Here is a 26,792-nt window from a genome sequence, read left to right on the forward strand (position 1 = left end):
CCCACAGGAGACCCGAATCAGCCTGTGTAATGAGGCACCACGGTAACGAATCGATACGTTTCGCCGGCGAGCAAGAGCAGCGGTAAGACAACAGCCGCGTTGCTCCGCCAGAGAAACATGATGGCCGACACGAAAAAGAAGAGGGCGAAACCAGATGCGGTCGTCGCTATCATCACCGCGTCCGGATCGCTGTAGTCCGGCATAGCCGGATCCCGATCGTCATTAGTAGGCACCAGGCTGGCCAGAGATGCAAGCAGCCCAAGTGATCCCGTGCACGCGCCCATGGCGATACGCGCCACCCTGGAGTTCTCATGTGCCGCCGCCAAGCGACGCTGCTCTTCCAGCCTCCCCCGAACGGCCGAACCAAAGCGGCATGGCATTTCGACCGACGACTCCTGGCCACCGTCCACGACAAACGCCACTTGAATCGACGCGCCTTCAGAAATGTGAACCACCGCCGCAAAGGCCATCGACGGGACAGAACGCCCGTGAACGCCTGACTCCCTTGCCGACGTGGCCCAGCCGGCGTATGCGTGGGACATCGCCTACTGGAGGAAACTTGGCTTCCAACCGATGGCCGATCGGCACCTTCATGCACCGGCTGACGGATGAGCTCCGCTCGGAGCTCCTCGGGCTGGGAACCTTGTGCTCGCTCCCGCCCGGACACGTGCTGATCAGGCAGGGAGATCGCGGCACATCGGTGTGGATTCTGCTGGATGCGCTGGTCAAGGTGACCGGGGGCGTTGAGAACGGCGTTGAGGCGACCCTGGCGATCCGGGTGTCGGGCGACGTCGTGGGCGATATGGCGGCCATGGACGGGTCGCCACGGTCGGCGACCGTGACCACCTGCGGACGCGCAGTTCTCCAACAGGTCAAAGGCCCGGTCTTCCGCTCTTTCGTGACCCGGCGGCCGGCGGCGGCACTGGCGTTGACGCAGGTCGTGGCCGAGCGCCTCCGTTGGGCCAATCAGCGACGCCTCGACTTCGCCGGCTACGAAACCAAGATCTGCCTGGCACGGGTGCTGATCGCGTTGGTCGCGCGGCACGGCTGCGCCATGGACGACGGCGTGAGCATCGGCGTACCGCTCACAAGAGCCGAGCTCGGCATGCTGGTGGGCGCCAAGGAGATCACGGCGCAGAAGGCGCTGCGCGAACTGGCCGCGGAAGGGGTCATCCGGCGAGGGCACCGCGACGTCGTGGTGAAAGATCTGGCGGGGCTGACCGCGCTCGCCGACCTGCCGATCCTCGCCAAGCCATATTTCTAAGGCTTCTCCCGCCGGGTGGTGCCGCACTGTTGAGCCCACCCGCTCATTGGAGATGCCATGGTCACGCACGATTACCGCGTCCTGCTCACAGCGGACATCGAGAACTACGGCGGCCGTACCGACGCCCAGCAGCGAAACCTTCAGTTCGGACTGGTCAGCACCATCGAGACTGCGGCGGACCGCGTCCAGCTGGACCATGGGGCGTGGGAGCGCCAGGTGGGCGGTGACTCGCTGACCGTCCGCCTTCCCGCCGAGCCGGGCCCCTTCGTCACGATTCCTCTCCTCCTCGACCAGTTCCTGACCGAGCTGGACCTGGCCATCGCGGCCCACAACAGTCAACGCTCCGATCCCACCTGGGCCCGGATGAGAATGAGGCTGGCCGTTCACGTCGGACCGCTGCAGTTGGACGGCGCGGCCGGCTGGCCTGGGCAGCATGCGGTACAGCCCGCGAGGTTGCGCGACTCGGCCCCGATCCGGACCGCCCTCGACACCTTCCGCGACGCCGACCTGGCGCTGATCGTCTCGCGTGAGGTCTTCCGCGACTACGTGTCGCAGGGGCCGGGGCGGCCGAGGCCGTCGGAGTTCCTGGAGGTCGCGGTGGCGGAGAAGAAACAGGAGTACACGGCATACCTGTACGTCCCGCACTTCGACGTCCATGACATGGAGGTTCCGAAGTCTCCCCCGCCCGGAAACAACCCCTCATCACCGCCGCCGAGCACCGGGTCGATCAAGAACCGGGTCAGGAAGGGCGAGATCTTCTTCGCGCAGGGAGACATGCACGTCACTCGTGAACCGAAGCGGAGGGAGAAATGAGCGACTCTCCACCTGAGGAACCGATATCCGAACCCTCGCAGCAGGAAGTTCCGGCGATCGAGGCCGCCGTTCTGGAGGAAGCGGACGAGGCACCCCAGGAGCCGGACAACCAATCGATCCGCAACGAGATGACCGCCTCTGGACAGGAGTGGCTGGAACGTGAGCAGAGCCTGGACGACCTGTTCGCCGACGAGCGGCCCAGCGCCGGCACTCGGGATCTGTTCGGCCGCGTGCACAACCGCGTCAAGAAGGGGAACGTCTGGTTCGCCCAAGGCGACATCCACGTAAATCAGGGAGGGGCCCAACCGACCGCGACGATTCACGAGCTGACGGAGAACGAGATCGAGGAACTACGGCGAACGCTGGTACCGACCCGGTCGCAGGCCGAAACACGCAGGCTGCTCGACAGCGAACGCCTCGTCCTGCTCGGCGGCCCGGCGGAGACCGGAAAGGCGACCACGGCCGCGGCGGCGCTGCTCGACTGGTGCGGCAGGGCGAGCTGGATCAGTCCGCGCGGAGCGAGCACGCCGGACCCCCGCGAGTGGAAACTGGAATCGGGACACGGCTATTTGCTCGACCTGGTCGATACGCCCGAGGCCGTGGACAAGGTGACCACGAACCTCAAGCGGGCCGGCGTCAACGCGGACTGCAGGGTGATCGTCCTGGTGCCGGGGCACATCAGCTCCACCGTCGCCCCCGTGATCGAGCACGACGCCCCGCCGAACGCCCGGATCTTCGCCAGGCACCTGTCCGTTCAGGCCTCAGGCACGCGGCTCGCCCCGGACGATCGGCGGCTGTTGGAGGAGGAGCTTCGTGCCCACTCCGCCCCCTGGCAGGTGGTCGAACTGGCCAAGCAGGTGGCCGCCACCTTGGAGGCCGGCGCGTCCATCGAGGGCATGCTGAACCGGCGGTTCCACCGGATGCGCGCGAAGGTCGGCGAAGACCTGGAGAAGCGCAGGCCGACCCTGGGCCGGTGCTTCATGACAAGCATCGCCGTGCTCCATGGGCTGCCCGAGGCGGAGATCTCCGGTGCGGCGCTGGCTCTGGCCGAACGGCTCGACGAGAAGTGGCGCCGTGATCATTCGCCGAAACCGGTCCAGCTCTGGGAGAAGCTCCCTCTCTGGCTGCGTTACGTGGACGCCGAGGCCACACCCGCCGGGCCCGGTGGCGGGCGGAGCATCAGGCTGAGACGTCCTCAGCTCGCGGCCGTCATGCTGCGGGTGATCTGGGAAGACCAGCCGACCATCCGTGACTCGCTGGTCGACTGGCTGCACTGGCTCGGCGGCGAGGGTTCGTCGCACACCAGGATCAAGGTCGGGCACGCGGTCGGGAAGCTCGCGACCTTCGACTTCGCCCTTGTGGACAAGCGGTTCCTGCAGGTGTGGAGCCGGTCCCGCCGCATGCGGGACCACCAGCTCGCCGCTCTGGCGCTGGAGGCAGCCGCCGAAGACCCGTCGATGACCCGCCGCGTTCACCTCCACCTCCGTTCGATGATCCAGGGCAACGACGTGACGAAGGCGATCGCCATCCGTGCCTATGCCTCGTCCGTCGGCCTCTCCGCCCCCGACCAAGCCCTCGCCGCGTTCAGGACCCTGGTCCTCACCAGGGGGGACAAGTTCCACCAGGACGTGGCCCAGTCCGTCGCCTATCTGTATCGCACGGACACCGCGCACACCATCCTGAACAGCCTCGCCGATTGGGTCGACGAAGGAGGGCCCGCAGGTCATCGCAGTGCCGCCCTCGCCTTCGGACGGCTGACCGCGCTACCCGTCCCGAGCCCTGAACGGCCGCACCTGAGCCGGCTCGACCCCCACCCCTCGCTGGTGACGCTCTGGCGCAACGCGCTCAGCCATGAGGAGGATGGCCGCCTGGTCGTACCCGAGTCCTGGGACCTGCTGCTGAGCGAATGGCTGCGCCATTACGACGAACGGCCCACCGTACGGGAGATCACGGACCAGATCTTCAGCCTGACCGACGGACGGAACGCCAAGCGGGCCCTGCTCTACCTCCGGCTCTGGCGGCGCCAGGGCGAGATCGCCGCCGATCTTTACCAACACCTGCGTCAACTCGTTCAAAGGAGCTGATCCCATGCACAAATGGCTGGCCCCCATGCTCTACCACGTCCAGCTGAACGAGCCCGAGGCCGAACCGCCTGTCGACATCGAGCCGTTCGTTCTGACCGCGCCCGCCAAGGGCGACGCCTACGACTTCTCCGTCACCCTGCTCCGGACCGCGACCTCGGCCGGGAAGTCGGCCCGAGCTCTCCTCGACGACGAAGTGCCCGAAGCCGAAGCGGTTCTCCAGCGCGCGTGCCAGGAGGTACGTGTGATCACCCGGCAGTTCGACATCACCGAGGCGGGTGCGGCAGAGCGGGCCGCGAACGAGAAACTCCAATCGATCTCCGGCGCGATGACGGGCGTCTACAGGTGGACGGTCCGCGCCGAGGTGAACGTTCCCGACGAGGTCCGCCAGCTCAACCGCGACAGCCACAGGAAGCTGCACGGCATCAGATCCGACGCCGCCGCGGCCCTGCTGCACATCAGCAGCACCGACGAGGTCCGGCAGAAGTGGCAGGAGTTTCTCGCCGCCGTGGAGGGAAGCGCCCGCGTGGTGCACGCGATCCAACTGGCTGCCGCTCCGGAGCAACTGCCGCAGATCATCGCGGATCTCGACAAGCAGCGGCAGCAGGGCGCGCAGAAGCTGCTCGACACAGTCGACAAGATCATGCAGAGCTACGAGAAGGTGGACATGCTGGACTTCGTCGTCCGGAACGAATCGGTGCTGCGCAGCACCCTGGAACTCCTCGGTCTTCCCGTTCCGCCCCTGGAGGACGACACCCTGCTGGAAGGCAGAGCGTGACCCACCGTGCAGGCGTCATGCCTGCGCCTGCACGGTCACGGCGGGGAACCGGTGAGCACCACGTCGATGAGCGCCGCGCTCACCGTGGCCGACATTCCCCCCAAGAGCAGCCAGAACCCCCAGCGGATGAGGCGATACTTCCGCCCCACGATGCGACTGACCCGGTACAGCTGATCAGCGACCCGCTCCAGGTCGAGTGCCGATGACCGCATCAGAGCGCCGCCGACGGCCACCGCGGAGTCGAGGTGCAGGACATCGGCGTAGTACATGACGGCGTGGCTTCCCTTCCGCCGATCCAGGCGCGGATAGACCGCACCGGCGAGCACGACCACGGACGCCAGAGCTGCCGCCGCCCCTGCCCACCACAACCACTCGACGGCGTTGGACAGCTCGAAGGGTGACCAGCTTCCCGCGAGCAGGCCGCCTGCGACGGCGCCGAGGCCGATGCCGACGATGCCGAGGAGGACCTGGGCTTTGGTGTCCGCCCGGTTGAGCTCCTCACGGGCTTCTGTGAGTAATTGTGTCCCGTAGGCGCACGCGTCGTCCTCGGCTGCCTGTCGTTCGTCCGCAGGGGGCTGGCTGAAGGCTCGCACGATCTTGCGGAACACGAGAAACCTCCTCGCCGGGGGGCGATCACAACGCAGAGCATTCCACGACCGCCGCGAGTTGAAGCCCGTACCGCTCTTCGCACCCGCTGCACACCACCTCAGCAGGAGGCTCTCTGCATATTGCGGACAGCACCGACGCGTGAGGCACCTTCTTCTTCTTCAGAGGGCCGGCCTGAGGCCCACCGTTGCTGGACGCCACCCGAAAATCATCTACAAGAACGGCTGTCGGTATCGGCGGTCGCGCACCTGGTCATAGATGGCGCGTAACCACGGCTGACGGACCTCCGGCAGGCGCGCCAATGTCCTGAGGAACACGTCCCAATCTGGTCGGAACGGATTCCACGGCAACAGCGGTGGCGGATCATCGCGGCGGACCTCGTCCGGCATCCCGCCCGCCGCCGGGACGAGCCGCCGATCGTCGTGGAAGGCCATGTACATCCACACGTCAGCAGCCAGCGGCACCACCGCCTGTGCGCCAGCCGGCCACACCTCACCGGTCTGTGGATGCCGCGGCACCAGGGCCATGTCCGTGACCGTGACGGACAAGCCCGGACCGGCCAGGACCAGGTCCCGTGTCGGCGGTCCCGGCGGGAGCAAGATGTCGATCGCCCTGCGAAACGCCTCGGCGGCTGGTCCGTCGGGGACGGCCACCCGCTTGCCACCCGACACCGCGAGCAGCTGGGCCAGCGCCGCCCCGACGGCCGCCGTCCACACCGGGCTCCACCATCCCGGCTGCTCGATCGGTGGCGTGCCCGGATGCTCCTCTCGCAGCATCTCCCAGCCGGTCACCCGGCGAGCGGGACCCTCGACGCTGACCGGACGCACGACGCGCGGGTCCAGCCACACCACCTGCCAGAGCGTGCAGTCGTCAATGCGGGTCGCCACCGCCTGCCCGCACCTCTCGCACGCCAGATTCGGACCGTCACGACCGTCCAGCCCGAAGCAGGAGCCGTCGCACCGCTCCGGTATCAGCACGGTTCCGCGAACATCGCCCGGCGCGACCCCCACCGTTCCGGGCGGCCCGTACGACAGGGCGGACACCGGCGCATACACGCCGCGGGTCTCCGCTTCGTCCGCGCCCACCTCCTCCCACAGCCGCCACGGCGGTCCCGAAGGTTCCGGATTCACCGCGTACGTCCCAGGCTCCAGGAACGCCGGCAGCAACTCGTGGCCGAGCTGCTGATCAGCATGGGCGGGGAGCGCGACCCGCGACAGCCGCGCCGTCAGCACGGCACCGCATCCCGCACACGCGAACACGACCATGTGCCCTCCCACTCCACAACGACTGGATCATGCTCACTCACATTCGGTCCTGGAGGAACCGCTCGTCACCGATTCGCCGCCGGTGACCGGTGGTTCGGACCGTGCGGCGGAGGGCGGGCTGGCGGAGGGCGGCGGTTGTTCGGGGAGGGGTGGGTGGGAAGGTGGCCGGGTGCAGATTTCCCTCCTTGGCCCGGTTGCGGCCGCGTCCGACGACGCCTCCCCGATCGACATTCCCGGCGTACGTCTGCGGGTGCTGCTGGCGCGGCTCGCGTTGGAGGCCGGTCGGCCGGTGTCGGCGGACGCCCTGATCGACTGCATCTGGGGCGAGGAGCCCCCGGCCGGTGCCGTCAACGCGCTGCACGGGCTGGTCTCCCGGTTGCGCAGGACGCTGGGCGGGCCGGAGTCCGTGGAGCTGGTGGCCGGCGGATACCGGCTGCCGCTGCGTCCCGAGGACGTGGACACCCACCGGTTCGAGCAGCTCGCCGGGCAGGCCAGGCGGGAGCTCACGGCCGGCCGGCCGCGGGAGGCCTCCTCCTTGCTCCGCGCCGCCCTGGAGCAGTGGCGCGGCGACGCGCTGGCGGACGTGCTGGAGGCCCCGTTCGCCCGTAACGTGGCGGCGCGGCTGGAGGAGTTGCGCGCCACCGTCGCCGAGGACTTCTTCGACGCGGAGGTACGGCTCGGCCGCCACTCCGAGGTGCTGGCCGACCTGCGTGTCGCGGCCGTCGCCCGGCCGCTGAGCGAGCGCCTGGCCGAACTGCGGATCCGCGCCCTGTCGGCCGCCGGACGCCAGTCGGAGGCGCTGGCCGTGTACGACGAGGTCCGCGGCAGGCTCGGCGACGAGCTGGGCATCGACCCCTCGCCCGAGCTCCGCGCGGTCCACCTCGCCCTCCTGCGCGGGGAGCTGAGCCGGCCCGCCGTACGGCCGCAGGCCGCGTCCAGCCGGCTCCCGGCCAGGCTCACCACCTTCGTCGGCCGGGAGCGTGAGCTCGGCGAGCTCACCCTGCTGCTCGCCGAGGCGCGGCTGGTGACGATCGTCGGGCCGGGCGGCGCGGGCAAGACCAGGCTGGCGCTGGAGGCCGCCGAGCACGTCGGGGAACGGGCGTGGTTCGTCTCGCTCGCCGGGGTCACCCGGCCGGACCAGATCGCGGACGCGGTGCTCAGCGCCTGCGGCGGCCTGTTCGAGGGCGGGTTCAAGCCGCAGGCTCCCGCGCCGGCCCGGCTGGCCGCCCAGCTCGACGTCGGCCCCGCCTTGCTGGTGCTGGACAACTGCGAGCACCTGCTGGAGGCGGCCGCCGAGCTCGCCGAGCAGCTGCTCGGCCGGCTTCCGCAGCTGCGCGTCCTGGCCACCGGCAGGGAGGCTCTGGCGATCGACGGCGAGGCCCTGTGCCACCTCGGCCCGCTCGGCCTGCCCGTGCCGGACGCGGATCTGGCCGAGGCCGCCGAGTCGGACGCCGTGCGGCTGTTCGTCGAGCGGGCGGGCAGGGTGCGCCAGGGGTTCGCGCTCGACGGGGCCACGCTGGGGCCCACGGTGGAGATCTGCCGCCGGCTGGACGGCATGCCGCTGGCGCTCGAACTGGCCGCGGCCAAGCTGCGGGCGATGAGCGTGACGCAGATCGCCCAGCGCCTGGACGATCGTTTCCGCCTGCTCACCTCGGGCAGCAGGACCGCGCTGCCGCGCCAGCGCACGCTGCTCGCGCTGGTGGAGTGGAGCTGGGACCTGCTGGAGGAGCCCGAGCGGGTGCTGGCCGCCCGGCTGGCCGCCTTCCCCGGCGGAGCCGACCTGGCCGCGCTGGAGGCGATCTGCTCCGACGCGTCCCTGCCCGCCGCCGACGTGGTGTACGTCGCGGGCGCGCTGGTCGAGAAGTCCATGATCCAGCAGGTCGGGGACAGGTACCGGATGCTGGAGACCGTCCGCGCCTATGCGGCGGCCCAGTTCGCCGAGCCGCCGATCAGCGACCGCTTCAGCGCGTACTTCCTGGCGCTGGCCGAGGAGAACGAGCCGCTGCTGCGTACCGGGGACCAGTTGCGCGCCGTCGAGGTCTTCGACGCCGAGCACGACAACCTGGTCGCCGTGCTGCGGGCCGCCATCGGGGCGGGCGAGGCGGCCACGGCGGCCCGGTTCGTCAGGTCCATGATCTGGTACTGGGGCATGCGCGGGATGTCCACCGAGTCCGACGCGTTCCTGGGCGAGGTGCTGGCGTTCGGCGACGAGCTGCCGGCCGACGCCCGCACCGCCTTCGAGGTGGTGCGGGCGACGGCGGGCCGGCGGGGCGGGCCGGAGGTCCAGGAGAACCTGAGCCGTCCCGGGGTGACGAAGTTCCACAACGCGCTGCCGTTGCTCCGCCTGTCCAGGCTCACCACCCAGGACGCCGGAGACCTGGAGGCCCTGGACTCCCCCGACCCGTGGGTGCGCGCCAGCGCCCGCTGGGCCTACGACTTCCTGCTCACGGAGCAGGGCGACCAGGAGACCGGCGCCCGCCACAGGGACGAGGCGCTGCGCCTGTTCCAGCAGGTCGGTGACCGCTGGGGCCTGGTGATGAGCCTGGTACGGCAGAGCCGCGTCCACGGCCTGCGCGGCGAGCACGAACGCGCGGTCGCGGCCTGCGAGCGCGCCGTCGCGATCGCCGCCGAGCTGGGCACCGAGGAACACCTGTTCATCACCAAGTCGCATCTCGCCCAGAACCGCATGCGCGGCGGCGACCTGGACGGCGCGCTGCACGACGTCCACGCCGCGCGACGCGTGGCTCGCGAGCACGGCCACCGGCGGCTGGAGGCCAGCATGTTGTTCCCGCTCGCCGAGGTGCACCGCCACGCCGGTGACCTGGACCGGGCCCATGAGGCCGTGGACGAGCTGGAGACGGTCGTCCACCGGCTGCCCGGTCCGCCCCAGCTGAACGGCGACGTGATCGTGTCCTCCCGGATGGCCGTCCTCGTGACCGAGGGCGCGGCGGACCGGGCACGCGAGCTGCTGCCCCGCGCGATGCGCGGCGTGCTCGGGCACACCAACGCCAACGCCATGGCCCGGGCCGCGGAGCTGATGGCCAGGCTGCTCGGGCTGGAGGGCGACGCGGCGGGGGCCGCATCGGCGCTCGGCATGAGCCACGTGATCAGGGGCGTCTTCGACGAGGGCGACCCCGATCTGCGGCGGCTGGTGCCCGTCCTGGCCGGGCGGCTCGGCGACGCGGGTTACCAGGAGGCGTACCGGCGTGGCGCGGGCCTGCCGCGGCAGGAGGCGATGGACCGGCTCCTGGCCCTGCGCGCGGATCCGTCCGGGGTCGCCGCGGGCTGAGCGGGGGCGGCGCGTTCGGGGTCAGCGGCGCAGGAACGCGAGCAGGGAGGCGGCCAGTTCGTCCGGGGCCTCTTCGGCCACGTGGTGGCCGCTGTCGATCGGGTGGCCGGTCACGTCGTCGGCCCAGGTGCGCCAGATCGCCAGCGGGTCGCCGTACAGGTCCTCCATGTCGTCCTTGGACGTCCAGAGGAACAGGGTGGGGCAGGTGAGGCGGCGGGAGGCGGCGCGGTCGGCGTCGTCGGCCGCGCGGTCCACGGTCAGGCCGGCGCGGTAGTCCTCGCACATCGCGTGGACGGTGTCCGGGTCGTGGATGGCCCGGCGGTAGTCCTCGTACGCCTCCTGGCCCATCTGCTCGGCGCTCCCCTTGTACCAGGCGTCGGGGTCGGCGTTGATGACGCGTTCGGCGGGTTTGGCGAGCTGGCCGAGGAAGAACCAGTGCCACCAGGACGCCGCGAAGCGGGCGTCGGCCCTGGCCAGCGCCTCGCCGATGGGGATGCCGTCCATCACGACCAGGCGGGTGACGGCGTCCGGGTGGTCGGCGGCCAGGCGGTGGGCGACGTAGGCGCCGCGGTCGTGGCCGGCGACGGCGAACCGTTCGTGGCCCAGCGAGCGCATGAGGGCGACCATGTCGCGGGCCATGGCCCGCTTGGAGTAGGGGGCGTGGTCGGGGGTGGTGGGCGGCTTGCCCGAGCGGCCGTACCCGCGCAGATCGGGGCAGACCACCGTGTGGTGGGGGGCCAGGAGGGGCGCGACGCGGTGCCAGGTCGCGTGGGTGCGGGGATGGCCGTGGAGCAGCAGGACAGGCGTTCCGGAGCCGCCGTACCGGACGAACAGCTCGGTCTCGCCGACGTCGATCATGCCGGTCGTGAAGTCGTCGAACATCGGCCGCTTCTACCCGGGACCGTCGCCGATCAACACCCACCTCGGGCAAGAGCGCCGGGGGAAAGGGAGCTTAACCGGAGTTCCGCCGCATAAGGGGACGTTCTAGGATCGGGCCATGCCTTTGACCGTGGACGACGTCGACCGGTTCGTGGCCGCCAGACCCCGCCTGGAGGCCATCGCCTACCGCCTGCTCGGCTCGGCCGCGGAGGCCGAGGACGCCGTGCAGGAGACGTTCCTGCGCTGGCAGTCCGCCGACACGGGCCACGTCGAGGTGCCCGAGGCGTGGCTGACGAAGGTGCTCACCAACCTGTGCCTCAACCAGCTCGGCTCCGCGCGGGCACGCCGCGAGACGTACGTCGGGGAGTGGCTGCCCGAGCCGCTGCTCGCCGGCGACCCGATGCTCGGCCCGGCCGAGACCGCCGAGCAGCGCGAATCGGTCTCGTACGCCGTGCTCACGCTGATGGAACGCCTGTCCCCCAACGAGCGGGCCGTCTACGTGCTGCGGGCCGCCTTCGACCACTCCCACCGGGAGATCGCCGAGATCCTCGACATCACCGAGTCGGCCAGCCAGCAGATCTTCCACCGTGCCAAGAAGCACGTCGCCGACGGCCGGGCCCGCACCGAGGTCGACGAGGCCGCCGCCCGGCGGATCGTCGAGGAGTTCCTGGCCGCCGCCACCAGCGGGCAGACCGAGCCGCTGGTACGCCTGCTCACCCAGGACGCCGTCGCGATCGGCGACGGCGGCGGCAAGGTCCCGGCCCGTGCCAAGGCGTTCGTGGGCGCCGTCGCGGTCGCGAAGTTCCTGTGGGGCCTGGTCAAGCCCGGCAAGGCCAAGCGCGCCATCATCGGCGGCTCGCCCGAGATCTACCCCTGGACCGCCAACGGGGAGCCGGCCGTCGTGGCGGTCATCGACGGCCGGGTCGTCGGCGTCATGTGCCTGGAGGTCACCGGCGAGGGCATCGCCGCGTTCCGCAACCAGGTCAACCCCGACAAGCTGGACCGCGCGACCACGCGCTGGGCGGCCACCGAGCACGGGGAGCCGCTGTTCAGAGTCTTCTGAGGCACGGTGTGACGCGCTTCACATCGTGATCCTGTCAGGAAAACGCGGACCGTCCGGTTCAGGTGGCGAACCCGCGTCAGACAGGAGCGAGGAAATGCAGCACCGCATCATCGTCCTCGGAGCCGGCTACACCGGAGCCGTCGTCGCCGGCCGCCTCGCCAGGCGGCTCAGCCGCGAGGACGTCGCCATCACCCTCGTCAACGCCGAGCCCGACTTCGTGGAACGCGTCCGCCTGCACCAGGTGGCGACCGGGCAGGACCTCAGGCCCCGGCCGTTCCGCGAGATGTTCGCCGGCACCGGCGTCGAGCTGCGGCTCGGGACGGTCACCGGCCTCGACGCCGACCGCGGGACCGTCACCGTCACCGGCGCGGACGGCGCCACGGAGCTGGCCTACGACACGCTGGTCTACGCGCTCGGCAGCGGCTGGAACGCCGAGAGCGTGCCCGGGACCGCCGAGCACGCCTACGACGTCGCCGGCCGCCCGGGGGCGCTGCGGCTGCGCGAGCGGCTGGCCCGGCTCGACGCCGGTCAGCGCGTGGTCGTCGTCGGCGGCGGGCTCACCGGGCTGGAGGCCGCGGCCGAGATCGCCGAGGCCCGTCCCGACCTGGACGTGGCCCTCGCCGCCCGCGGCGGTCTCGGCGACTGGCTCTCGCCGAAGGGCCGCGCGCACGTGCGGAAGGTCCTCGCCGGGCTCGGGGTGAGCGTGCACGAGCACACGGCCGTCACCGGCGTCGAGGCCGGCCGCGTCACCACCGACGGCGAGCCCATCCCGGCCGAGGTGACCGTCTGGACGGCCGGCTTCGCCGTGCACCCGATCCCGCGGGCGACCACCCTGGAGGTCACCGGCACCGGCCAGATCGTGGTCGACGGGACCATGCGCTCGGTCTCGCACCCGAACGTGTACGCCGTCGGCGACGCCGCCATGGCGATGGGCCCCGGCGACAAGCCGCTGCGGATGTCGTGCGCCTCGGGCATCCCGACCGCCTGGCAGGCCGCCGACTCGATCGCGGCGCGGCTGACCGGCGGGAAGTTGCCGAACACCTCGCTGCGCTACTTCAACCAGTGCGTCTCGCTGGGCCGGAGCAACGGCCTGATCCAGTTCGTCACCGCCGACGACCGCGCCGTGCCCACCGTGCTGACCGGGCGGGTCGCCGCCGTCTACAAGGAGCTGGTCTGCAAGAGCGCCGCCTGGGGCGTCGCCAACCCGATGCTCGGCCTGCCGGCCCGGCGCCGCCGCGTCACCCGCCCGAACGCCCCGGCCGGCCCCGCCGCCGCCAGGGCGCGTGCGTGACGACGGACGGCGGCGGCCTGGCGCACCCGGCGGCGGGCCCCCGTCAGGGGGTCGTCAGGACGACGAGCTGCCGGGTCGCCCGGGTCATCGCCACGTAGCGGTCGACCGCGCCTTCGACGCCCTCGCCGTCCTCGCCGAACCGGTCCGGATCGACGAGGACGACCAGGTCGAACTCCAGCCCCTTCGACAGCTCCGGCGTCAGCGACCGGACCCGGGGCCGCTCCCGGAAGGCCGGGTCCCCGATCACGCAGGCGATCCCCTCGGGGTTCGCGGCGAGCCAGGCGTCGAGGATCGTGCCCAGCTCGGCGACCGGCCCGCGCGTGACGGGGACGCCGCTCTCCCGGATGGAGGCCGGCACGTTGGCGTCCGGCAGGGCGGCCCTGATGACCGGCTCGGCCTCGGCCATGATCTCCGCCGGGGTCCGGTAGTTGACGCTCAGGCCGGCCAGCTCGACGCGGTCGATGCCGACCCGGCCGAGCCGTTCCGTCCACGACTCCGTGAACCCGTGCCTGGCCTGGGCGCGGTCGCCGACGATGGTGAAGCTCCTGGACGGGCAGCGCAGCAGCAACATCTGCCATTCGGCGTCGGTCAGCTCCTGGGCCTCGTCCACGACGATGTGCGCGAACGGCCCGGCGAGCAGGTCCGGCTCCACGGTGGGCAGCTCCGACTCGTCCACCAGGTTGCGCTGGAGGTCCGCCCGGCGAAGCTGCGTCACCAGGCCCTCGCCGTCGTCGTCGGCCTCGATCAGGTTGTCCACGACCTGGGCCATGCGCTCGCGCTGGACGGCCAGGGCGGCCTGCTGCCTGCGCTGCCGGCGGGACGCCTCCGGGTCGCCGAGGCGCTGGCGGGCCGCGTCCAGGAGGGGCAGGTCGGAGACCGTCCAGGCTTGGGCGTCCGCGCGCTGGAGCCGCCGGATCTCGTCCGGGGCGAGCCAGGGGGCGCACAGCCGCAGGTAGGCGGGGACCGTCCACAGGTCGCCGACGAGGTCGGCGGGCTCGATCAGCGGCCAGGCGCGGTTGAAGGCGGCCATCAGTTCCCGGTTCGCGCGCAGCGACCTGCGCAGCAGCTCCGGCGAAACCTCCTGATCGCCGTGCTGGTCATGCGGGTCGTGCTTGTCTATGAGGATCGTGAGCAGTTCCGCCCAGATCTGGTCGCGGGCCTCGTTGTGCGGGGTGCCGGGTTCGGCGGCCTGGAACGCCTCGGCCCAGTCCTCGGCGCTCAGCCAGACGTCCGACCAGTGCGTGGTGACCGTCATGCCCTTGGCGGGCGGGTTCTCGTAGAACCTGACGGCCGGCTCGATCGCCTTCACCATGTCCGCGGACGCCTTCAGCCGCGCCACCTCCGGGTCCCGCTCGGGGGCCGCCGCCGCCCCCTCGGGCACGAGGTCGCGCAGGGTGCAGGTGCGCACGCCGTCCTCCCCCAGGCTGGGCAGCACGTCGGCGACGTAGGCCAGGTAGGGCTGGTGCGGGCCGACGAACAGCACGCCGCCCTTGTTGTGGCCGAGCCGGGGGTCGGAGTAGAGCAGGTAGGCCGAGCGGTGGAGGGCGACGACGGTCTTGCCGGTGCCGGGGCCGCCGTCCACGACGAGGGCGCCGCGGGAGCCGGCCCGGATGATGGCGTCCTGGTCGGCCTGGATGGTGCCGAGCACGTCGCGCATCCTGGGCGAACGGTTGCCGCCCAGGCTGGCGATGAAGGCGGACTGGTCGTCGAGCGCGGCGTGGCCTTCGAAGCCGTCGGCGGTGAACACCTCGTCCCAGTAGTCGCTGATCCGGCCGCGGGTCCAGCGGTACCTGCGGCGGCTGGCCAGGCCCATGGGGTTGGCGTGGGTGGCGCCGAAGAACGGCTCGGCCGCGGGCGAACGCCAGTCGAGCAGCAGGCGGCGGCCGTCGCTGTCGGTGAGGCCGAGCCGCCCGATGTACACCGGTTCGGGGTGGTCGGCGGTGACCATGTGGCCGAGGCACAGGTCAAGGCCGAAGCGGCGCAGCGTACGCAGGCGGGCGGACAGGCGGTGGATCTCCAGGTCCCGGTCGAGCGCCTGCCGGCCCTTGCCGCCGGGGGCCATGCGTTCGGCGTCGAGGCGGGCGGACAGGTCGGCGATCGACTGCTCCAGGCTCTCGGCGAGGGCCGCGAAGTGTCGCTCGTCGACGGCGATCAGCGCCGGGTCGGCCTTGGCGGCGAGGTTGCCGGGCAGGTCGAACACGCCGGTGGTCAGGGGATTCATGTATGTGGCTCCGCTACGAGGTCGGTCTTCGCGTGGCAAGGCTTCTGGCCTCGGCGGACGATTCTGCGCCACGACGGGGGTCTTGCCGCAAGCCCCCCGGTGCGCTATACGTTGAGAGTGGAAAGGAGTAGAAGCTCCTTTTTCTGCCACTTTGCCCGCTCCACGGCACAGACCTCGCTTCGCGGTGCAGCGGAAGCGGGTGACCCGCCCGTGACGGGCGGATCACCGGTCAAGGGTCACCAGTCGCCGTCGCCGCCCTCGTCCTCGTCGCCTTCGAAGATCTCCTCGACGATCTCCCCCGCCACCAGGCCGCCGACCACGCCGGCGGCGCCGGCCGCGGCCACCGCGCCCAAGCCCGGCCCGCCGTGGTGCTGCTCGTGATGGCCGTAACCGTGGTGACCATGGTGACCGTGGTGGTCGCCGTGGTGGTCGCCGTGCGCGAAGCCCGCGTGGGCGTGCGAGGCCAGGCCGGACAGCCAGCGGTCGAGCTCGGCGGCCCAATCGGTCCGCAGGGCGTCGGCGTGGCTGACGGTGAAGCGGCCGATCGCGTCGCCGGAGTAGCGGCCGGCGCGCTTGTCGGCCTCCAGGACCACCTCCAGCCCCGCCGGATCGGCCACGAAGGTCACTTCGAGCTCGCCGAGCACGCCGGCGTACCGGCCCGCCGGATAGAACTCGATCTCCTGGTAGAACGGCAGCTCCTGGCGCACGCCGTACAGGCGGCCGGCCTCCAGGTCGGCGGACTTGAACGCGAAGCCGAGCTGCAGCAGCGCCTCCAGGATGCGCAGCTGGGAGGGCAGCGGCTCGACCGCGACCTCGTCGAGGTCGCCCTTGTCGACCGCCTTGGCGATGGCGAGCTCGGTGCGCACGCCGAGCGCCATGCCGTGCAGCGGCTGCCCGCCGATCTGGCTGATCGGCGCCTCCCACGGCACGCCGACCTCGAAGGGGATCGTGCGCTCCGCGCCCTGACGCAGCAGGAACGGCCCCGACACCTGGACGCGGAAGAACTCCCCCGCCCCCGCGTGCTCGCCGTCGCCGTGCTCGAACTCCACGCGGGCGACCAGGCCGAGGGTGACGTGCTCGATCTCGGCGTCGAAGTCGCCGCCCTTGAGCCGCACCTCGCCGGACAGCGTGCCGCCCGGCTGGACGCGCGGGGTCGCCAGAACGGTGTCCACCGAGGGCGCGCCGACGCCGAAGGCACCCAGCATGCGTTTGAAGACCACGGCTTGTTCTCCCTGTCGAAGATCGAATGTGTGCAGCCGCCCCGCACAACGATCTCCGTCCGGCCCCGGTTCCGGTCATGCCGAAAACGTCTGCCCGCAAGGGGGCGGGAACGGCGGGATCCCGGCGGGCGGCGCGTTCGCCGACCGCCGGGATCCCGGCGCGTCCCGCTCTACCGGACGCCGCGTCTGCCGTAGAGTCCCGCCGCCAGGGCCACCCCCAGACCGGCGAGCACGACTTGGATGACCAGTTCTATCCAGTCGATGCCGCGGGTGTCCGCGACGCCGACCGCGGCGGCGATCGCGGTGCCGATGAGGGCCGCGACGATGCCGATCACGATCGTGAGCCAGATGGGGATGCTCTGACGGCCCGGCACGACCAGCCGGCCGATGACGCCGATGACGAGCCCGATGATGAGGGCGGAGATGATGCCGGTGACTTCCACGCTTCACACTCCCGTTCTGCCGCGCCGGGCGTCGTCACCCCTCGTGGGGGAGGAGTGACCCCCGGCCTGACAGCGCCATTGCTTCCCATCAGCATCACAAAGAAACCGGACGACTCAGCCTGATATCGGTTCATGGCGGACAGGATCCATGGGGGTGTGCCGTTCGCGGTGGTGGCGCAGGCGGCCCCGCGGTGCCTACACTGCGGGCACACCCCACGAACAGCAGACGCGAACGAACGGCGCACCGAACCCCTCAGGAGCCCTTTGTGACCGTCAGACGAATCGTGCTGCACGCCCTGCTCGCCGCGACGACCGCGACGACCGCCGCCACGACCGCCGCGGCGCCGGCGCACGCCACCGCCTTCACCCTGACCAGCACCGCCTTCACCCAGGGCGGGATCATCCCGAAGGTGCACGAGTGCACCAGCGGCGGCCAGACCGACCCCGGCCGGCGCAACGAGTCACCGCCCCTGACCTGGAGCGGCGGCCCGGCCGGGACCCGCGGCTACGCCCTGGTCATGAGAGACCTCGACAACAACAACCTCATCCACTGGGTGATCTACGACATCCCGGCGGGCGTGACCTCGCTGCCGCAGAACGTCGAGCACGCCTACCGTCCCGCGGCGCCCGCCGGAGCCCGGCAGATCTACTACCGCGGCAGCGCGAGCCTGTACGGCTACCAGGGGCCGTGCTCCCCCTGGTCGGTCAACACCTACCAGTTCACCGTGCACGCCCTCGACCGGGCCGCCCTGACCGAACTGGGCTCCGGTTCGTCCACGACGACCGCGGCGAGGGTGATCTCCGGCGCGTCCCTGGGGACGGCCGTGTTGTCCGGCGAGTCCTGAACCCTCAGGAGCGCCAGGTCCAGCCGGGCAGACCCGGCACCGGTCCCGCCGGACGGCCGGGCCCGGCGGTGAGCCCCCGCGCGGGCGGCACCGCCGGGCAGTGGGCGCCCGCGGCGGGCAGGGCCAGGGTGGTCAGGTAGCGGTCCACGGCCCCGGTCAGGCAGGGGCTGCGGCCGTAGGCGCCGTGGCCCCAGCCGTCGTACGTCAGCAGCCGGGCCTCCCGGCCGATCTGGCGGGCGGTGCTCAGCGCCCACGGGTAGCCGGTCGCCGGGTCGTGCAGGCCGTTGACGAGCAGCAGCGGCGGCGTGCCCGAGACGCGCAGCCGGTGCTGCGGGTCGGGGATCGGCGTGGGCTGTCCCAGGCAGGCGACGGTGAGCGAGACCGAGATCGGGCTCATCCGCATGTCGGGCGCGATGGCCGCCAGCCGCCGCAGGTGCCGCTCGAAGGCCCGCTGGTCGCGTACGGGGAGCAGGTAGTCCTGGCAGATGACCTGCGTGACGTCGTTGAACACCTCCTGGTCCGGGTCGGGCGGCGCGAGCGGCGGCACGGCGGCGGAGCCGGCGTCCAGGTCGCGCAGGAACGTGGCCAGGCCGGCCCAGTCGGGGGCGTAGAAGGTGCTGAACACGAGATGGAGCAGCACCGACGGGGTGAGCGGGCCGTCGGGGAGGCGCAGCTCGCCGCGTCCGGCCCGGGCCAGCAGGTCTCTCAGCAGGGCCCGCACGTCGCGTCCGCGCAGCACGCAGGCGGGGGCCGTGGCGCACCACGAGACGAACGCGTCGAAGGAGTCCTGGGTGGTCCAGGTGTCGGTGTCGAGCATCTCGGTGGTGCCGAGGCTGTGGTCCATGTTGCTGTCCAGGGCCAGCGCGCGGACCCGCCGGGGGAAACGTTCCGCGTAGAGCTGGCCGATGAGGGTGCCGTAGGAGATGCCGTAGAAGGTGAGGCGTTCCTCGCCGAGCGCCGCCCGCAGCGCCTCCAGGTCGCGGACGACGGACGCGCTGTCCACGTGGTCGTAGAGCGGCCCGGTACGGGCCCGGCAGTCCTCGCGGTAGCGGGCGTTGTACGCCAGCCGCCGGTCGAAGCCGGCCTGGTCGCGGGTCAGCGGGTCGGGGGCCTGCCGGGCCAGCGGCAGCGAGCAGAGCACCGGATGGCTGCGGGCGACGCCGCGCGGGTCGAAGCCGACCACGTCGAAGCGGGCCGCCAGCTCCGGGCTGAGGCGCAGGTCGTCGCGCAGGACGGCGTCCACGCCCGAGTTGCCGGGGCCGCCCGGATTGATCACCAGGGAGCCGATCCGGGCCGCGGGATCGGTGGCGGGACGCCGCGCCACGGCCAGGTCGAACGTCGGGCCGCCGGGGTCGGCCCAGTCGACGGGCAGGGTGAGCCGGGCGCACTGGGCGGCCGGGTCCTCCGGGCAGGGGGACCAGCCGGCGCCCGGGGTCGCGGCGGCGGGCGGGAGCGGGACGAGCACGGCCACGAGCAGGGCCAGTGCCGCAAGGATCGGTCGCAGCATGAGATGTCCCATCGGTCGGGGGGTGACACCGATCATGAGCTTCCGGCTGCTCCCCCGATACCCCCGGGCCGCGCCTCGGGATCCCCGGGGTCAGCCGAGGGCGCGGTCGAGGTTGAAGGCGGCGCTGATCAGGGCCAGGTGGGTGAACGCCTGCGGGAAGTTGCCCTGCTGCTCGCCCGTCCGGCCGATCTCCTCGGCGTACAGGCCGAGGTGGTTGGCGTAGGTCAGCATCTTCTCGAAGGCCAGGCGGGCCTCCTCCACCCGGCCGGCGCGGACCAGCGCCTCGACGTACCAGAAGGAGCAGATGGAGAACGTGCCCTCCTGGCCGCGCAGGCCGTCGGGGCTGGCGTCCGGGTCGTAGCGGTAGACCAGCGAGTCGGACACCAGGTCGGCGGTGAGCGCGTCGAGGGTGGACAGCCACTTCGGGTCGGTGGGCGAGACGAACTTGGCCAGCGGCATCATCAGCAGCGCCGCGTCGAGCACGTCGCCGTCCTCGTGCTGGACGAACGCCTGCCGCACGTCCGACCAGCCGTGGGCCATGATCTGCCGGTAGAGGTCGTCGCGCGCGCCGCGCCAGTGGGGGATGTCGGCGGGCAGGCCGCGGCGGGCGGCCATGCGCATGGCGCGCTCGATGGCGACCCAGCACATCAGCCGGGAGTACAGGAACTTCTTGCGCCCGCCCCTGGTCTCCCAGACGCCCTCGTCGGGCTGGTCCCAGTTGTCGCAGACCCAGTCGACCAGGGCGCAGACGGCGTCCCAGTGGTCGCTGGAGATGGGCTTGCCCCATTTGTCGTAGAGGTAGACGGAGTCGAGCAGGGCGCCGTAGATGTCGAGCTGGAGCTGGCCGGCGGCGGCGTTGCCGATGCGTACCGGGGCCGAGCCGCGGTAGCCCTCCAGGTGGTCGAGCTGCCGTTCGGGCAGGTCGGTGCGGCCGTCGATGCCGTACATGATCTGGAGGGGGCCGTTGGGGCCGGCGGGGCGCAGGCTGACGTGCCGGGTCAGGAACGACATGAACGCCTCGGCCTCGCCGGTGAAGCCCAGCCGGAGCAGGGCGTAGACGCAGAAGGCGGCGTCGCGGACCCACAGGTAGCGGTAGTCCCAGTTGCGCTCGCCGCCGATCAGCTCGGGCAGGCTGGTCGTCGGCGCGGCGACGATCGCGCCGGTCGGCGCGTACGTCAGCAGCTTGAGCGTCAGAGCCGAGCGGTGGACCATCTCCCGCCACCTGCCCCGGTAGCGGGAGGCCGACAGCCATTTGCGCCAGAACGCGACCGTGGCGGTCAGCGCCTCCTCCGCCTCGACGTGCGGGCAGCCGAGGGGCGGGATCTCGGCCTCGACCCGGTCGAGCGCGAACACCTCCGACTCGCCCTCCACGAGGGTGAAGCACGCCCGCACGTCGCGTCCGTCGCACTCGACCGGCACGGTGGCGCTCAGCGCGAGCGTCAGCTGGGCGGACTCGAAGACGGTCAGGCCGTCGACCTCGCGCACGACGTGCGGGTCGGCCCCGTAGCCGAAGCGGGGGGCCACCCGCGTGTGGAACGGCAGCGAGCCGCGCACGCAGAGCACCCGGCGGATCAGCCGCTGCCGGCCGCTGCCGCCCGGCTCGCCGATGATCGGCATGAAGTCCTGGATCTCGCCCACCCCGCTCTCGGTGAAGAAGCGGGTGATGAGCACGTTGGTGTCGGGGAAGTAGAACTGCTTGGTCCGCGCCGGCACGTCGGTGGCCAGCTCGAACGCCCCGCCCCGGTCGGCGTCGAGGATCGCGGCGAACACGCTGGGCGAGTCGAAGGCCGGGCAGCAGTACCAGTCGATGGTGCCGTCGGTGCCGACCAGGGCCACACTGCGCAGATCGCCGATGAGGCCGTGCTCGGCGATCGGCAGGTAGCGGTCACCGTCTGCTCCACCCATCGCAGCAGTTCTCCCTGGTCAGAGCGGTGCTCAAACCTCGTGCCCGGCCTCCTCCAGCGCGGCCAGGCGGCGGCGGAGGTGGGCGCGCTCGGGCGCGCTCCCGGCCGTCCGGAGCGCGGCGCGGTACGCCTCGGCGGCCTCGGGCAACCGGCCGAGCCGGTGCAGCAGGTCGGCGCGGGCCAGCAGGTAGGGGTGGTAGTCGCGCAGCCGCCGCGTCCCGGCCAGTTCCTCCAGCAGCGTCAGCCCGGCCTCGGGCCCGTCGCGCATGGCCACGGCCGCCGCCCTGTTCAGCGCCACCACCGGGGAGGGGTCGAGCGCGAGCAGCACGTCGTACAGGGCCACGACCTGCGGCCAGTCGGTCGCGGCCAGGTCCGGGGCCTCGTCGTGCAGCGCCGCGATCGCGGCCTGGACGGCGTACGGGCCGGGCGGCCCGCCGCTGAGCGCGGTCACCACCAGCGCCGAGCCCTCGTCGATCATGGCCCGGTCCCAGAGGGCGCGGTCCTGCTCGCCGAGCAGCACCGGCTCCCCCTCGGGCCCGGTTCGGGCCTCGCGCCGCGCGTGCACCAGCAGCAGCAGCGCCAGCAGCCCGGCGACCTCCCGCTCGGCGGGCAGCAGCCGGCGCAGGATCCGGGCCAGCCTGATCGCCTCCTCGGCCAGGTCGAGCCGCTGGAGGAAGGGCCCGGAGCTGGCCGCGTAGCCCTCGGTGAAGATCGAGTAGATCACCTGGAGCACGCCGGGCACCCGTTCCGGCAGCTCGTGGGCCTCGGGCACGCGGAACGGGACGCGCGCCTCCCGGATCTTCTTCTTGGCCCGGACGATGCGCTTGGCCATCGTCTGGGCCGGCACCAGGTAGGCCCGCGCCACCTCGGGGGTGGTCAGGCCGGCCAGGCAGCGCAACGTCAGCGCCCCGCGGTCCTCGGCCGGCAGCGCCGGGTGGGCGCAGGTGAAGAAGAGCCGCAGCCGTTCGTCGGGCAGGCCGCCGTCCTCGCCGGGAGGCGCTTCGGGGGCGGCCCGCTCGGCCTCCGCCGCCAGGACGGCCAGCCGGGTGGCGAGCGCCTGCTCGCGCCTGAGCCGGTCGACCGCCTTGCGCCGCGCGGTGGTCATCAGCCACGCGCCCGGATTGGGCGGCACGCCCTCGGCGGGCCAGTGCCTCAGCGCCGCCTCGACGGCGTCGGAGGTGACCTCCTCGGCGAGGTCGAGGTCGCCGAAGCGGCGGACGAGCGCGGCCAGCAGCCGGCCGCGCTCCTCACGGAAGACGGCCTCGATCTCACGCATCGAAGTCGGCGACCGGGCGCACGACCACCGAGCCGCCGCCGCGCGCACCCGGGCAGCGCACGGCCCAGTCGAGGGCGGCGTCGAGGTCCGGCACGTCGATCACGTAGAAGCCGCCCAGGACCTCGCGCGTCTCGGCGTACGGGCCGTCGGTGACGGTGGGCGTGCCGTCGGCGCTCACCCGTACGGTGGTGGCGGTCACCAGGTCGGCCAGCGACTCGCCGGCGACCCGGATGCCCGCCTCCCGGACGGCCTTGTCGTAGGCCATCCACTCCTGGAAGTCGCCCGGCTCCTGCTCGTCGGAGGTGCCGGCGTTGATCAGCAGCATGTACTTCACGGTGTTCCCCTTCGCGGTCGGCGTACGGCGGGGCCGCCGTACGCCCTATCCACGAACGGGGCCCGCCCGGATGGACACGCCATGACGATGAGTTTTCCGGTTACTTCCGGTCATTGTCACGACACGTCACTTCAGGAGGACCGATGAGCGTACTGGAACAGCGGGCGCTCGGCGTGCTGGGCGGGGTCGTGGCGCGGGGCGAGGTGCCGGGGCTGGTCGGGCTCGTCCATCATCGGGGCGAGACGCACGTCGTGCCGGTGGGCACGCTGGAGCGCGGCGGCGGGGCGGCCGTCGAGGCCGACTCGATCTTCCGGATCGCGTCGCTGACCAAGGCCGTCACCGCGGCGGCGGCGATGATCCTGGTGGAGGAGTGCGTCCTGCGGATCGACGACCCGATCGACGACCTGGTCCCCGAGCTGGCCGGTCGCCGGGTGCTGCGCGCCCTGGACGCGCCGCTGGACGACACGGTGCCCGCCGCGCGGCCGATCACCGTACGCGACCTGCTGACCTTCCGGCTCGGCACCGGACAGCTCCTGGTGGCGGGCGACGACCTGCCCATTGTGCGCGCGATGCGGGACCCGCGGATCGACCGCGGCCCCGACGGGCCCGGCAGCGGCCCGGACGAGTGGCTCGAACGGCTGGGCGCGCTGCCGCTGATGTACCAGCCGGGCGAGCGGTGGCTCTACCACACGGCCGCCGACGTCCTGGGCGTGCTGATCGCGCGGGCCGCGGGCAAGCCGCTGCACGACTTCATGACCGAGCGCATCTTCGCGCCCCTGGGCATGCGCGACACCGGCTACCACCTGCCCGCCGGCAAGCTCCACCGCCTGGCGGGCTCCTACCAGCCGGACGGCTCGGGCGGCGTGACGCCGAGGCCCGACCCGCGCGTGTGGGACGAGCCGCCGCCCTTCCCGTCCGGCGGCGGCGGCCCCGGCCTGCTCTCGACCGCCCCCGACTACGCCGCGTTCTGCCGGATGCTGCTGGCGCAGGGGCGGCACGACGGCGGCCGGATCCTGTCGCGGGCCTCGGTCGCCCTGATGACGGCCGACCATCTGTCGCCGGCCCAGAAGGCGGGCGCCGAGACGTTCCTCGGGTCGGGCGGCTGGGGGTTCGGGGTGCAGGTGGACACCCGGGCCGATCGCCTCTACACCCGGCCGGGCCGGTTCGGATGGACCGGCGGGCTCGGCACCACGGCCTACACCGATCCGTCGGAGGGGCTGGTGGGCGTGCTGTTCACCCAGGTGGCGATGACGTCGCCGGTGGCGCCCAAGGTCTTCGAGGACTTCTGGACCGTGACGTACACCTCGATCGACCAGCACCTCGGCCCCTTTTCCGGCAGATAAGGTGGGTATGCGGCGTTCCGGGGGATTTCGCCGCTCGTAATTCTGAGGGGGACGAGTGGCGGAGTCGTTCGGCACGATGCTGCGGAGCCTGAGACACGCCGCCGGGCTGACCATCGAGGAGCTCTCCCACGCCTCCGGCGTCAGCGTGCGCGCCATCGGCGACATGGAGCGCGGCACCAGCCGGGGCCCGCAACGACGCACCGTCGAGGCCCTGGCCGAGGCGCTGCGGCTGGACGAGCCGCGGCGCACGGCGCTGTCCGACGCCGCCCGCGCCGGCCGCCCACGCCAGGACACCGCGCCGGGCGCCTGCGAGCCGCCCCGCGGCGTGGGCGACTTCACCGGCCGCGAACGGGAGCTGCGCCTGCTGCGCGACCTGGCCGCCCGCACGGCCGAGGACGCGCCCGCCGTCGTCGCCGCCGTCTCCGGGGCGGCCGGCATCGGCAAGACCGCCCTGGCCGTGCGCGCCGCCGCGCACCTGGCCGACCTGTTCCCCGACGGCCGCTTCTACCTGGACCTGCGCGGCATGGACCCGGTCCCGCTGGACCCGTGCACGGCGCTGTCCCGGCTGCTCAACGCCCTGGGCGTGGCCGAGCGGCGCATCCCGGCCGACGAGGAGGACCGCGCCGGCCACTACCGCGCCCTGCTGCGCGACCGGCGCTGCCTGGTCATCCTGGACAACGCCGCGAACGAGGCGCAGGTGCGCCCGCTGCTGCCCGCCGAGGGGCCGGCGATGACGCTGATCACCAGCCGCCGCCCGCTGGCCGGGCTGGAGGGCGTGCACCAGGTGCCGCTGGCGCACCTGGCGGCCGGGGAGTCGGCCGCGCTGCTGCGCGAGATCGTCGGCGCCGAGCGCGCCGACGCCGACCCGGAGGGGGTTGCGCAGGTGGCCGACCTGTGCGGGAACCTGCCGCTGGCGCTGCGCATCGCCGGGAACCGGCTGCAGAGCAGGCCCGGCTGGACCGCCGGGCACCTGGCCGCCCGGCTCGGCGACGAGGGACGCCGGGTGGAGTCGCTGGCCGCCGGCGACCTGTCGGTGGCGGCGGCCTTCGCGCTGTCGTACCGGCAGCTGTCGGCGTCCGCGCGGCGCGGCTTCCGGCGGCTGGCGCTGGCCGCCGCGCCGGACTTCGGGGTGCCGATGACGGCGGTCCTGGCCGAGCTGGGCCCGGACGAGGCCGAGGACGCCCTGGAGGAACTGGTCGATCTCGGGCTGTTGCAGTCGCCGTACCCCGGCCGCTACCGCTTCCACGACCTGGTCCGGCTGTTCGCCCGCGCCCGGCTGTCCGACGAGGAGCCCATGACGGCGCAGCGGCAGGCGCGGCGGCGGATGGACGACTGGCTGCTGGAGGTCGCGACCGTCGCCGGGCGCTGGTTCGAGCCGGACTACGGCGCGCCGCCGTCCGGCTGGAGCTCGCTGGTCGAGCTGGACAGCGCGCGGCAGGCGCAGGAATGGCTCCAGGCCGAGGGCGCGGCGTGGCTGGCCGCGCTGCGGCAGGCGGCCCGCGCCGGTGAGCACGCGCGGGTCGTCGAGGTGGCCGAGGCCATGCACTGGTTCTCCGACCTGTGGATGCACTGGGGGCACTGGCCCGAGGTGTTCGAGATGTCGTCCGGGGCGGCCCGCGAAATGGGCGACCGCGCGCAGGAGGCGGTGCACCTCAACTACCTGTCCTGGGCGCGCACGTACTGCCAGGGCCGCTACGACGAGGGCGAGCGGACCGCGCTGCGCGCGCTGGAGCTGGCCCGCGAGATCGGGGACGTGCGCCAGCAGGGCTGGGCCCTGACCTACGCCACCTGGGCGCTGTGGGGGCACGACGACCGGCGCGCCACGGAGACCGGCCTGGAGCACGCGCGGCGGGCGGCGGAGTGCTTCCGGCAGGCCGGCGACCCCGAGGGGTACGCCCAGGCCATGCTCAGCGTCGGCAACGGCCTGCGCCGGCTGGGCCGGATCGAGGAGACCGTACGGCACGGGCTGGAGCTGCTGGAACGGCTGCGCGACCCGGCGTTCGGCGGCACGCCGGTCATCGTCGCCCACGCCGTCGGGGCGGCGCTGGACCTGCTGAGCGACGGCTACTTCGCGCTCGGCCGCTGGCAGGAGGCCGCCGACCACTATCGCGAGGCGCTGGTCGAGCTGCGCAAGCGCCCGATCAACCGGGCCACGGCCCAGACGCTGACGAACCTGGGCCGGGCGCTGGTCGCGCTCGGGCGGCGGGAGGAGGCGCGCGAGGCGTTCCAGGAGGCCCTGGAGCTGTACGAGGCCTCCGCCGACGCCGTCCGGGCGGCCCGCGTGACCGCCGAGCTCGCCCGCCTGGCCCCCGTGAAGACCGCCCTCAAGACCGCTGTGAAGATCCCGGATCCGGAAGGCGCTCGCTGAGC

Annotated in this window: 21 protein-coding genes; 10 read left to right on the forward strand and 11 right to left on the reverse strand. The window is 72.4% G+C overall.

Features of this window, described 5'->3' with window-relative positions:
* Window positions 1–17: 17 nt before the first annotated feature.
* Entirely contained in the window at window positions 18–470 is a 453-nt protein-coding gene (locus ACNF49_RS50415) for a hypothetical protein (RefSeq protein WP_482942109.1), read from the reverse strand.
* An 89-nt stretch (window positions 471–559) separates the two neighbouring features.
* On the opposite strand from ACNF49_RS50415, the gene ACNF49_RS50420 reads away from it, so the two are divergent.
* From ACNF49_RS50420 to ACNF49_RS50435, 4 genes are all read left to right on the forward strand, one after another.
* Window positions 560–1,264, forward strand: coding sequence for a Crp/Fnr family transcriptional regulator (locus tag ACNF49_RS50420; protein ID WP_482942110.1), 705 nt, complete (start codon window positions 560–562; stop codon window positions 1,262–1,264).
* Window positions 1,265–1,321: 57 nt separating this feature from the next.
* Entirely contained in the window at window positions 1,322–2,077 is a 756-nt protein-coding gene (locus tag ACNF49_RS50425) for a hypothetical protein (RefSeq protein ID WP_482942111.1), read from the forward strand.
* Window positions 2,078–2,205: 128 nt separating this feature from the next.
* On the forward strand, window positions 2,206–4,161 hold the full coding sequence (locus ACNF49_RS50430) for a hypothetical protein (RefSeq protein ID WP_482942112.1): 1,956 nt from the start codon (window positions 2,206–2,208) through the stop codon (window positions 4,159–4,161).
* A 25-nt stretch (window positions 4,162–4,186) separates the two neighbouring features.
* On the forward strand, window positions 4,187–4,936 hold the full coding sequence (locus ACNF49_RS50435; RefSeq protein WP_357970826.1) for a hypothetical protein: 750 nt from the start codon (window positions 4,187–4,189) through the stop codon (window positions 4,934–4,936).
* Between the two features lie 35 nt (window positions 4,937–4,971).
* Here the strand turns inward: ACNF49_RS50435 and ACNF49_RS50440 are convergent, their stop codons facing one another.
* Both ACNF49_RS50440 and ACNF49_RS50445 read right to left on the reverse strand, forming a co-directional pair.
* A complete protein-coding gene (locus tag ACNF49_RS50440; RefSeq protein WP_482942114.1) occupies window positions 4,972–5,544 on the reverse strand; it encodes a Pycsar system effector family protein in 573 nt (190 codons plus the stop codon).
* Window positions 5,545–5,754: 210 nt separating this feature from the next.
* On the reverse strand, window positions 5,755–6,807 hold the full coding sequence (locus ACNF49_RS50445; protein WP_482942115.1) for a hypothetical protein: 1,053 nt from the start codon (window positions 6,805–6,807) through the stop codon (window positions 5,755–5,757).
* 169 nt (window positions 6,808–6,976) lie between these two features.
* On the opposite strand from ACNF49_RS50445, the gene ACNF49_RS50450 reads away from it, so the two are divergent.
* On the forward strand, window positions 6,977–10,096 hold the full coding sequence (locus tag ACNF49_RS50450; RefSeq protein WP_482942116.1) for an AfsR/SARP family transcriptional regulator: 3,120 nt from the start codon (window positions 6,977–6,979) through the stop codon (window positions 10,094–10,096).
* Window positions 10,097–10,117: 21 nt separating this feature from the next.
* Here ACNF49_RS50450 and ACNF49_RS50455 read toward each other — a convergent pair whose 3' ends face one another.
* The gene (locus tag ACNF49_RS50455; RefSeq protein ID WP_357970815.1) at window positions 10,118–10,978 is read right to left on the reverse strand and encodes an alpha/beta fold hydrolase; all 861 of its coding nucleotides are present in this window, start codon (window positions 10,976–10,978) and stop codon (window positions 10,118–10,120) included.
* Between the two features lie 115 nt (window positions 10,979–11,093).
* Between ACNF49_RS50455 and ACNF49_RS50460 the strand changes: the two genes are divergently transcribed.
* Window positions 11,094–12,038 carry an RNA polymerase sigma-70 factor gene (locus ACNF49_RS50460; RefSeq protein WP_482942117.1) on the forward strand — a complete coding sequence of 315 codons (945 nt, stop codon included), beginning with the start codon at window positions 11,094–11,096 and terminating at the stop codon, window positions 12,036–12,038.
* A 94-nt stretch (window positions 12,039–12,132) separates the two neighbouring features.
* Window positions 12,133–13,329 carry an NAD(P)/FAD-dependent oxidoreductase gene (locus ACNF49_RS50465; RefSeq protein WP_482942118.1) on the forward strand — a complete coding sequence of 399 codons (1,197 nt, stop codon included), beginning with the start codon at window positions 12,133–12,135 and terminating at the stop codon, window positions 13,327–13,329.
* A gap of 43 nt (window positions 13,330–13,372) precedes the next feature.
* On the opposite strand, the gene helR is transcribed toward ACNF49_RS50465, so the two are convergent.
* The 3 genes from helR to ACNF49_RS50480 form a co-directional block, all read right to left on the reverse strand.
* Window positions 13,373–15,550: an RNA polymerase recycling motor ATPase HelR gene (helR, locus tag ACNF49_RS50470; RefSeq protein WP_482942119.1), complete on the reverse strand. Its 2,178-nt coding sequence runs from the start codon at window positions 15,548–15,550 to the stop codon at window positions 13,373–13,375.
* A gap of 236 nt (window positions 15,551–15,786) precedes the next feature.
* Complete coding sequence (locus tag ACNF49_RS50475; protein WP_357970804.1) at window positions 15,787–16,770, reverse strand: sporulation protein; 984 nt, start codon at window positions 16,768–16,770, stop codon at window positions 15,787–15,789.
* A gap of 170 nt (window positions 16,771–16,940) precedes the next feature.
* The gene (locus tag ACNF49_RS50480) at window positions 16,941–17,213 is read right to left on the reverse strand and encodes a GlsB/YeaQ/YmgE family stress response membrane protein (protein WP_357970802.1); all 273 of its coding nucleotides are present in this window, start codon (window positions 17,211–17,213) and stop codon (window positions 16,941–16,943) included.
* Window positions 17,214–17,479: 266 nt separating this feature from the next.
* On the opposite strand from ACNF49_RS50480, the gene ACNF49_RS50485 reads away from it, so the two are divergent.
* Complete coding sequence (locus tag ACNF49_RS50485) at window positions 17,480–18,058, forward strand: YbhB/YbcL family Raf kinase inhibitor-like protein (RefSeq protein ID WP_357970800.1); 579 nt, start codon at window positions 17,480–17,482, stop codon at window positions 18,056–18,058.
* Between the two features lie 4 nt (window positions 18,059–18,062).
* Here ACNF49_RS50485 and ACNF49_RS50490 read toward each other — a convergent pair whose 3' ends face one another.
* The 4 genes from ACNF49_RS50490 to ACNF49_RS50505 form a co-directional block, all read right to left on the reverse strand.
* On the reverse strand, window positions 18,063–19,565 hold the full coding sequence (locus ACNF49_RS50490; protein WP_482942120.1) for an alpha/beta hydrolase: 1,503 nt from the start codon (window positions 19,563–19,565) through the stop codon (window positions 18,063–18,065).
* Between the two features lie 90 nt (window positions 19,566–19,655).
* The gene (locus tag ACNF49_RS50495; protein ID WP_357970794.1) at window positions 19,656–21,470 is read right to left on the reverse strand and encodes a glycoside hydrolase family 15 protein; all 1,815 of its coding nucleotides are present in this window, start codon (window positions 21,468–21,470) and stop codon (window positions 19,656–19,658) included.
* A 30-nt stretch (window positions 21,471–21,500) separates the two neighbouring features.
* The gene (locus tag ACNF49_RS50500) at window positions 21,501–22,745 is read right to left on the reverse strand and encodes an RNA polymerase sigma factor (protein ID WP_482942121.1); all 1,245 of its coding nucleotides are present in this window, start codon (window positions 22,743–22,745) and stop codon (window positions 21,501–21,503) included.
* On the reverse strand, window positions 22,738–23,070 hold the full coding sequence (locus tag ACNF49_RS50505; protein ID WP_357971205.1) for a YciI family protein: 333 nt from the start codon (window positions 23,068–23,070) through the stop codon (window positions 22,738–22,740). The genes ACNF49_RS50500 and ACNF49_RS50505 overlap by 8 nt, the downstream gene beginning before the upstream one ends.
* A gap of 152 nt (window positions 23,071–23,222) precedes the next feature.
* On the opposite strand from ACNF49_RS50505, the gene ACNF49_RS50510 reads away from it, so the two are divergent.
* Window positions 23,223–24,422, forward strand: coding sequence for a serine hydrolase domain-containing protein (locus ACNF49_RS50510; RefSeq protein WP_482942122.1), 1,200 nt, complete (start codon window positions 23,223–23,225; stop codon window positions 24,420–24,422).
* 55 nt (window positions 24,423–24,477) lie between these two features.
* Entirely contained in the window at window positions 24,478–26,790 is a 2,313-nt protein-coding gene (locus tag ACNF49_RS50515) for an ATP-binding protein (RefSeq protein WP_482942123.1), read from the forward strand.
* Window positions 26,791–26,792 lie beyond the last annotated feature (2 nt).

The sequence above is a fragment of the Actinomadura sp. ATCC 39365 genome (assembly GCF_054392275.1).

Coding starts and splice junctions, on each gene's coding strand:
- ACNF49_RS50415 (WP_482942109.1), bottom strand. CDS start 470: ATGGCCTTTGCGGCGGTGGTTCACATTTCTGAAGGCGCGTCGATTCAA.
- ACNF49_RS50460 (WP_482942117.1), top strand. CDS start 11,094: ATGCCTTTGACCGTGGACGACGTCGACCGGTTCGTGGCCGCCAGACCC.
- ACNF49_RS50455 (WP_357970815.1), bottom strand. CDS start 10,978: ATGTTCGACGACTTCACGACCGGCATGATCGACGTCGGCGAGACCGAG.
- ACNF49_RS50430 (WP_482942112.1), top strand. CDS start 2,206: ATGACCGCCTCTGGACAGGAGTGGCTGGAACGTGAGCAGAGCCTGGAC.
- ACNF49_RS50435 (WP_357970826.1), top strand. CDS start 4,187: ATGCTCTACCACGTCCAGCTGAACGAGCCCGAGGCCGAACCGCCTGTC.
- helR (WP_482942119.1), bottom strand. CDS start 15,550: ATGAATCCCCTGACCACCGGCGTGTTCGACCTGCCCGGCAACCTCGCC.
- ACNF49_RS50445 (WP_482942115.1), bottom strand. CDS start 6,807: ATGGTCGTGTTCGCGTGTGCGGGATGCGGTGCCGTGCTGACGGCGCGG.
- ACNF49_RS50425 (WP_482942111.1), top strand. CDS start 1,322: ATGGTCACGCACGATTACCGCGTCCTGCTCACAGCGGACATCGAGAAC.
- ACNF49_RS50490 (WP_482942120.1), bottom strand. CDS start 19,565: ATGCTGCGACCGATCCTTGCGGCACTGGCCCTGCTCGTGGCCGTGCTC.
- ACNF49_RS50510 (WP_482942122.1), top strand. CDS start 23,223: ATGAGCGTACTGGAACAGCGGGCGCTCGGCGTGCTGGGCGGGGTCGTG.
- ACNF49_RS50505 (WP_357971205.1), bottom strand. CDS start 23,070: ATGCTGCTGATCAACGCCGGCACCTCCGACGAGCAGGAGCCGGGCGAC.
- ACNF49_RS50495 (WP_357970794.1), bottom strand. CDS start 21,470: ATGGGTGGAGCAGACGGTGACCGCTACCTGCCGATCGCCGAGCACGGC.
- ACNF49_RS50465 (WP_482942118.1), top strand. CDS start 12,133: ATGCAGCACCGCATCATCGTCCTCGGAGCCGGCTACACCGGAGCCGTC.
- ACNF49_RS50500 (WP_482942121.1), bottom strand. CDS start 22,745: ATGCGTGAGATCGAGGCCGTCTTCCGTGAGGAGCGCGGCCGGCTGCTG.